Origin of the sequence: Pseudomonas sp. FYR_2 (assembly GCF_043106425.1) — a bacterium.
Lineage (GTDB): Bacteria > Pseudomonadota > Gammaproteobacteria > Pseudomonadales > Pseudomonadaceae > Aquipseudomonas > Aquipseudomonas monteilii.
Genome location: NZ_JBICMM010000030.1, coordinates 1 through 770, shown reverse-complemented (window position 1 = coordinate 770; position 770 = coordinate 1). Strand labels below are relative to the sequence as shown.

Here is a 770-nt window from a genome sequence, read left to right as displayed (position 1 = left end):
ATGGTTTGAGCCCCGTTACATCTTCCGCGCAGGCCGACTCGACTAGTGAGCTATTACGCTTTCTTTAAAGGGTGGCTGCTTCTAAGCCAACCTCCTAGCTGTCTAAGCCTTCCCACATCGTTTCCCACTTAACCATGACTTTGGGACCTTAGCTGACGGTCTGGGTTGTTTCCCTTTTCACGACGGACGTTAGCACCCGCCGTGTGTCTCCCATGCTCGGCACTTGTAGGTATTCGGAGTTTGCATCGGTTTGGTAAGTCGGGATGACCCCCTAGCCGAAACAGTGCTCTACCCCCTACAGTGATACATGAGGCGCTACCTAAATAGCTTTCGAGGAGAACCAGCTATCTCCGAGCTTGATTAGCCTTTCACTCCGATCCACAGGTCATCCGCTAACTTTTCAACGGTAGTCGGTTCGGTCCTCCAGTCAGTGTTACCTAACCTTCAACCTGCCCATGGATAGATCGCCCGGTTTCGGGTCTATACCCAGCGACTAAACGCCCTATTAAGACTCGCTTTCGCTACGCCTCCCCTATTCGGTTAAGCTCGCCACTGAATATAAGTCGCTGACCCATTATACAAAAGGTACGCAGTCACCTAACAAAGTAGGCTCCCACTGCTTGTACGCATACGGTTTCAGGTTCTATTTCACTCCCCTCTCCGGGGTTCTTTTCGCCTTTCCCTCACGGTACTGGTTCACTATCGGTCAGTCAGTAGTATTTAGCCTTGGAGGATGGTCCCCCCATATTCAGACAAAGTTTCTCGTGCTC

1 rRNA gene is annotated in these 770 nt (G+C 51.3%); it reads right to left on the bottom strand.

Annotation, left to right across the window (positions count from 1 at the left end):
* Window positions 1-770: ribosomal RNA gene (locus ACF8R4_RS13585) — 23S ribosomal RNA — on the bottom strand; the annotation flags it as partial.